Origin of the sequence: Amycolatopsis pittospori (genome assembly GCF_013870525.1) — a bacterium.
Classification (GTDB): Bacteria; Actinomycetota; Actinomycetes; order Mycobacteriales; family Pseudonocardiaceae; genus Amycolatopsis; species Amycolatopsis pittospori.
Genome location: NZ_JACBXD010000160.1, coordinates 1 through 7,537, shown reverse-complemented (window position 1 = coordinate 7,537; position 7,537 = coordinate 1). Strand labels below are relative to the sequence as shown.

Sequence of the window (7,537 nt, the reverse complement as noted above, 5' to 3'; positions counted from 1 at the left end):
GACCGCGAAATCGGGCGGTGGCCAGGATTCCTCGCTGGCCAGGCGGCTCGCCGGGCTGACCGAGGCCGATCAGGACCGCGAACTGCTGGACCTCGTCCGCACCCAGGTCGCCCTGGTGCTCGGGCACGTCACCGCCGCCACGGTCGAACCCGGCCGCGGCTTCATGGACCTCGGTTTCGACTCGCTGACCGCGGTCGAACTGCGCAACCGCCTCGGCTCCGTGACCGGACTGCGGCTGCCGTCGACGGTGATCTTCGACCACCCGACCCCGGTCGCGCTCGCCGGTTACGTGCGCTCGGAACTGCTCGGCGATCTCACCGCCGGGCCTCGTGCCCGTGCCCGCGGCCGTGTTGTCGACGACACCGGTGAGCCGATCGCGATCGTCGCGACCAGTTGCCGGTTCCCCGGCGACGTCAACACGCCGGAAGACCTGTGGCGGCTCGTGGCCGAGGGGCGCGAGGGCATCACCGAATTCCCGACCGACCGTGGCTGGGATCTGGCCACGCTGTTCGACCAGACCCCGGGCAAGCAGGGCGTTTCGCACACCCGCACCGGCGGTTTCCTGCCCGAGGCGGGCGATTTCGACCCGGAGTTCTTCGGCATCTCGCCGCGGGAAGCGCTCGCGATGGACCCGCAGCAGCGGCTGCTGCTGGAGATCGCGTGGGAGGCCTTCGAACGCGCGGGTATCCCGCCGGGCACCTTGCGCGGCAGCGACACCGGCGTCTTCACCGGCGCGATCTACCACGAGTACGCGTCCCGGCTGACGAAGATCCCGGAGGAGGTCGAGGGCTTCCTCGGCACCGGCACGTCCGGCGCGATGATGTCCGGCCGCGTCTCCTACACCTTCGGGTTCGAGGGCCCGGCCGTGTCGGTGGACACGGCGTGCTCGTCGTCGCTGGTAGCGATGCATCTGGCGAGCCAGGCGCTGCGGTCCGGCGAATGTTCGCTCGCGCTGGCGGGCGGTGTCACCGTGATGGCCAACCCCGACCCGTTCGTCGACTTCAGCAAACAGAGCGCGATGGCGATCGACGGCCGCTGCAAGGCCTTCGCCAACGGCGCCGACGGCGTCAGCTGGGGTGAGGGCGCCGGATTCGTCCTGCTGGAGAAGCTGTCCGACGCCCGCCGCAACGGCCACCCGGTGTTGGCGCTGCTCAAGGGGTCCGCGGTCAACCAGGATGGCGCGTCCAGCGGCCTCACCGCGCCGAACGGCCCCTCGCAGCAACGCGTCATCCTGCAGGCGCTCGCCAACGCCGGACTGTCCACTTCGGACATCGACGTCGTCGAGGCGCACGGGACCGGTACCCGGCTCGGCGACCCGATCGAGGCCCAGGCCCTGCTCGCCACCTACGGCCAGGACCGCGAAGAGCCGCTGCTGCTCGGCTCGGTCAAGTCGAACTTCGGGCACACGCAGGCCGCGGCCGGTGTCGCCGGGGTGATCAAGATGGTCGAGGCGATGCGGCACGGCGTCGTCCCCGCGACGCTGCACGTCGACGCGCCCTCGGCCCAGGTCGACTGGGAAGCCGGCGCGATCCGCGTCGCCACCGAGTCCGGCGGCTGGCCCGAGACCGGCCGTCCGCGCCGGGCGGGTGTGTCGTCGTTCGGGTTCAGTGGGACCAACGCGCACGTCGTCCTCGAACACGTCCCCGAAGAAGTCACCGAAGAGATCGAGGAAGCGCCGGCCGTCCGGCCCGCGGTGCTGCCGTGGGTGCTGTCCGGCCGGTCCGAAGAAGCCCTCCGGGCACAGGCCGCGCGGCTCGCCGACCTCGACGCCGACCCGCTCGACGTCGCCTGGTCGCTGGCGACCGCCCGTACCGCGCACGAACGACGCGCGGTCGTCGTCGGGACGGATCCGTCGGTGCTGCGGGCCGGGCTGGCCGCGTTCGCCGACACCGGCCGGGCGGCCAACGTCGTCTCCGGCCGCGCGGTCACCGGCCGGCTCGCGTTCCTGTTCACCGGTCAGGGTTCTCAGCGGCTCGGCATGGGCCAGGGCCTCTACGAGACTTTCCCCGCCTTCGCGGCGGCTTACGACGAGGTCGCCGCGCTTCTTTCCCTCGAAGGTGATCTCGACCGGACCGGCACCGCGCAGCCCGCGATCTTCGCGCTCCAAGTCGCGCTGTTCCGCCTCTTCGAGTCATGGGGTGTCAAGCCGGACTTCCTGGCCGGGCATTCGATCGGTGAGATCGCGGCGGCGCATGTCGCCGGGGTGCTTTCCCTTGAGGACGCGGCGAAGCTCGTCGAGGCTCGTGGCCGGTTGATGGAGGCGCTGCCCGAGGGTGGCGCGATGGTGGCGGTGCAGGCGTCCGAGGACGAGGTGCGCGAGTTCCTGTCCGACGAGGTCTCGCTCGCCGCGGTGAACGGACCCGACGCCGTCGTTCTGTCCGGTGTGGACGGTCCGGTCCGCGAGGTCGCCGCCCGGTTCGCGAAGGACGGCCGCCGCACCAAGCATCTCGTGGTGTCGCACGCCTTCCACTCGGCGCTGATGGAGCCGATGCTGGCGGACTTCGCCGAAGTGGCCGAAAGCCTGACCTACGCCGAGCCGCGGATACCGATCGTCTCCACCGTCACCGGCCGGATCGCCGACGAGCTGGCCGACCCGGGCTACTGGGTGCGTCACGTTCGCGAGACCGTCCGGTTCGTCGACGGCCTCACGGCCCTGACCACCGAGGGCGTCACGACGTTCCTCGAACTCGGCCCTGACGCGGTGCTGTCCGCGATGGGCACCGACGGCGTCTTCGTTTCCGCGCTTCGCAAGGACCAGGACGAGGCCCGTTCCGCGATGACCGCGCTAGGCGCCGTGCACGCGGCGGGTGCTCCCGTCGACTGGGACCGGTTCTTCGACGGCAGCGGCGCGCGTCCCGCGACGTTGCCCACCTATCCGTTCCAGCGCCGTCGTTTCTGGCTGCTGGCGCCTCCGGGATCCGGCGACGCCACCGCTCTCGGTCTCGGCGCGCTCGACCACCCGCTGCTCGGCGCGGCCGTCGCGCTGCCCGAACAAGGCGGGCTGGTGCTCACCGGCAGGCTGTCGCTCGACGAGCAGCCGTGGCTGGCCGGGCATCGTGTCCGCGACGCCGTCCTGCTGCCCGGTACCGCGTTCGCCGAACTCGCCGTCCGGGCGGGCGACGAGGTCGGCTGCGGCACCGTCGAGGAACTGACGTTGCAGGCGCCGCTGGTGCTCACCTCGGCCCCGGTCCAGCTGCGAGTGTCCCTTTCGGACGGCGACGACCGGCGGACGCTCACCGTGCACTCGCGCGAGGAGGACGGGGACTGGACCCTGCACGCCACCGGCTCCCTGATCGAGGCCGCCGACGAACCCGCCGAGACCTCGGAATGGCCGCCGTCCGGCGCCGAATCCGTTGACCTGGAAGGCTTCTACGCGACCCTCGCCGAAGCCGGACTCACCTATGGCGACCCGTTCCGCGGCCTGCGCGCGGCTTGGCGTCAGGGCGAGGAGATCTTCGCCGAAGTCGCCCTGCCCGAGGGCACCGACGTCCGCGGGTTCGGGCTGCATCCGGCCCTGCTCGACTCGGTCCTGCACGCCGTCGGCCTGACCGGTGGTCCGGCCCGGCTGCCGTTCTCGTGGGCCGGACTGGCGTTGCACGCCACCGGCGCGAGCACGCTGCGGGCCCGGCTCACCCCGGCGGGCCAGGACGCGGTTTCCTTGCGTGTCACCGATGGCACCGGCGCGCCCGTGCTCTCGGTCGCGTCGCTGAGCCTGCGCCCGGTGGGCGACGGGCCGCTGCCGAGCGCCGCCGGCGACGCGATGTTCGCCATCGACTGGATCCCCGTCGCGACGCCTTCGGAGAGCGAAGACACCTACGAGGTTCTCCGGGACGCGCCTATCGACGCCGTCCTCGAAGCACTGCAGACCGCCGAAGACCGGCTCGTCGTGCACCTCACCGGCGACAGCCCGGAGCATGCCGCCGTCGCCGGGCTGGTGCGCAGCGCCCAGGCCGAGTACCCGGACAAGTTCGTCCTGGTGCACGGAACCGGCGACGTCCAGGCCGCGGCCGCGACCGGCGAACCCGAGGTCAAGCTCACCGAGGACGGCTTGCGCGTTCCGCGTTTGACGCGGTCCCGCCCCACCGCCGACCCGGACTGGACCCTCGACGGCACCGTGCTGGTCACCGGCGGTACCGGCGGACTCGGTGCCCAGGTCGCCCGCAGGCTCGTCGAGCGCCACGGCGTCCGGCACCTGCTGCTCGTCGGCCGCCGGGGCGCGGACGCCCCGGGCGCCGAAGGCCTGCGGGAGGAACTGACCGCGCTGGGCGCCGAAGTGACGATCGCCGCTTGCGACGTCGCCGACCGCTCGCAGCTGGAGACGGTGCTCGCGCTCGCCGAGCGGCCGCTGACCGGCGTCGTGCACGCGGCGGGCGTCCTCGACGACGGCGTCCTCACCGCGATGACCCCCGAGCGGCTCGCCGCCGTCGCGGGCCCCAAAGCGGAAGCCGCGCGTCACCTGCACGAACTCACCGACGACCTGAAGCTGTTCGTCACGTTCTCCTCGATCGCGGGCGCACTCGGCTCTCCCGGCCAGGCGAACTACGCGGCGGCCAACGGGTATCTCGACGGCCTCGCCGCGCACCGACGCGCCCAGGGCTTGCCCGGAACGTCGATCGCCTACGGCCTTTGGGAAACCGGCATGGGCGAGGGCCGTGGTGGCGCGGCGCTGCCCGTGGAAGCCGGGCTGGACCTGTTCGACCTGCTGGCCTTCGGTGACGACCCGCGTCCGGTCGCGACCAAGCTCGACCTGGCCGCGCTCCGGGCGGAAGCCGAGGTGCCGCACGTCCTGCGGAGCCTGGTCCGACCACGACGCCGCCGCGCGGCGGAAGCGGCGGAAGCGGCCGGGCTGCGGCAGCGGTTGGCCGGCGTTCCCGCCGTCGAGCGCACACGGTTGCTGACCGAACTGGTCCGCACCGAGGCCGCGCACGTCCTCAGCCACACCAGCCCCGACGCCGTCGAGGCGGATCGCGCCTTCGGTGACCTCGGGTTCGACTCGCTCACCGCGGTCGAATTCCGCAACCGCCTCGGCACGGTCACCGGGCTGCGGCTGCCCGCGACCCTGACCTTCGACCACCCGACCCCGGTGGCACTGGCCGAATTCCTCCTCGCCGAACTGCTCGACGAACCCGGCGACGCGACCCCGGTCTTCACCGCGACCCGGTCCGACGGCGACCCGATCGTCATCGTCGGCATGGCCTGCCGCTACCCGGGCGGCGTGACGTCGCCCGAGGAACTGTGGGACCTCGTCGCGGGCGGCCGGGACGGCGTGACCCGCTTCCCCGAGGACCGCGGCTGGGACGTCGACGGCATCTACGACCCCGACCCCGACCGCCCGGGCAAGACCTACACCCGCGAAGGCGGCTTCCTGCACGACGCGGGCGACTTCGACCCGGAGTTCTTCGGGATCTCGCCGCGTGAAGCCCTGGCGATGGACCCGCAGCAGCGTCTGCTGCTCGAAGTCGCGTGGGAGGCGCTGGAACGCTCCGGCACCGACCCGACGGCGCTCAAGGGAAGCCCGACCGGCGTCTTCGCCGGTGTCATGTACCACGACTACGGCACCCGGCTCGGCAACGACGTCCCCGACGACGTCGAAGGTTTCCTCGGCACCGGCACTTCGGGCAGCGTCCTGTCCGGCCGCGTCGCCTACACCCTCGGCTTGGAGGGACCGGCGGTCTCGGTCGACACCGCTTGCTCGTCGTCGCTGGTCGCCCTGCACTGGGCGACGCAGGCGCTGCGTTCGGGGGAGTGCTCGCTGGCCCTCGCCGGTGGTGTCACGGTGATGGCGACGCCGGAGACGTTCATCGGTTTCTCCCGTCAGCGCGGCCTCGCCGCCGACGGCCGCTGCAAGTCCTTCTCCGCCGACGCCGACGGCACCGGCTGGGCCGAAGGCGCCGGGATGCTCGTCCTGGAAAGGCTTTCCGACGCGCGCCGCAACGGGCACCGTGTGCTCGCCGTCGTCAAGGGCTCGGCGGTCAACTCCGACGGCGCGTCCAACGGCCTCACCGCCCCGAACGGCCCGTCGCAGCAGCGAGTCATTCGTCAAGCACTGGCCGCGGCCGGAGTTCCTTCGTCCACTGTGGACGCCGTCGAAGCGCACGGTACGGGAACCACGCTGGGTGACCCGATCGAGGCGCAGGCGCTGCTGGCCACCTACGGCCGCGAGCGTGACGGCGAACCGCTGTACCTCGGCTCGGTGAAGTCCAACTTCGGCCACACCCAGGCCGCCGCCGGTGTCGCCGGGATCATCAAGATGGTCGAGGCCATGCGGCACGGCGTCCTGCCGCGGACACTGCACCTCGGCGACGCGACGCCGCACGTCGACTGGGAGGCGGGCGACGTCACGCTGCTCGCCGAACGCCGTTCCTGGCCGGAAACCGGGCGGCCGCGGCGCTCCGCGGTGTCGTCGTTCGGTATCTCCGGAACCAACGCGCACGTCATCCTGGAACAGCCTCCGGTGGAGACTCCCGCGCCTCGCGAGGTCGTGACTCCGGCCCTCGTGCCGTGGGTGCTTTCCGGCCGCGCCGAGGAAACCCTGCGGACGCAGGCCGGACGACTGCTCGGCCATGACGGTGAGCCGGTCGACGTCGGTTTCGCCCTCGCCACCACCCGGACGGCGCATGAACGGCGTGCCGTCGTCCTCGGCGCCACCGACGCGGATCTCCGCACCGGCCTGGAATCGCTGGCCGAGGGCACCACCACCGGCTCGGTCGTCACCGGGCGCGTGCTGTCCGGGCGGACGGCGTTCCTGTTCACCGGGCAGGGTTCGCAGCGCGCCGGCATGGGCCGCGGTCTGTACGCCGCGTTCCCGGCGTTCGCCACGGCGTACGACGAGGTCGCCGCGCTGCTCCCCGAAGCGGGCGATGATCTCGGCCGGACCGGGGCCGCGCAACCGGCGATCTTCGCCCTGGAGGTCGCGCTCTACCGGCTCGCGGAGTCCTGGGGCGTCAAGCCGGACTTCGTGGCCGGGCATTCGATCGGTGAGATCGCGGCCGCGCACGTCGCCGGGGTGCTTTCCCTTGAGGACGCGGCGAAACTCGTCGAAGCGCGTGGCCGGTTGATGGAGGCGCTGCCCGAGGGTGGCGCGATGGTGGCGGTGCAGGCGTCCGAGGACGAGGTCCGCGAACACCTGACGCCGAAGGTCTCGCTGGCCGCGGTGAACGGCCCGGACTCCGTCGTTCTGTCGGGTGCCGCGTCGCCGACGCTCAAGCTGGCCAAGAAGTTCGAGAAGCTCGGGCGCCGCACCAAGCGGCTGGAGGTGTCGCACGCCTTCCACTCGGCCCTGATGGAGCCGATGCTCGACGAGTTCGCCGCCGTGGTGCGGGAGCTGGACTTCTCGGCCCCGACCATCCCGTTCGTGTCCACTGTGGATGGAGAACGGACCGCCCGGGTGACCGAGCCGGAGTACTGGGTCGAGCACGTCCGCGCCACCGTCCGGTTCGCCGACGGGCTCGCCTCGCTGCGGGAAGCCGGCGTGACGCGGTTCCTGGAGCTGGGCCCGGCAGCCGTGCTCACCGCGCTCGCCGACGACGGCCCGGAC

Annotated in this window: 1 protein-coding gene; it reads left to right on the top strand. The window is 72.3% G+C overall.

Annotated features, from left to right (window positions below; all coding sequences use genetic code 11):
• On the top strand, positions 1–7,537 hold a 7,537-nt coding region (locus H5J31_RS38900), incomplete at both ends, for a type I polyketide synthase (RefSeq protein WP_181777657.1).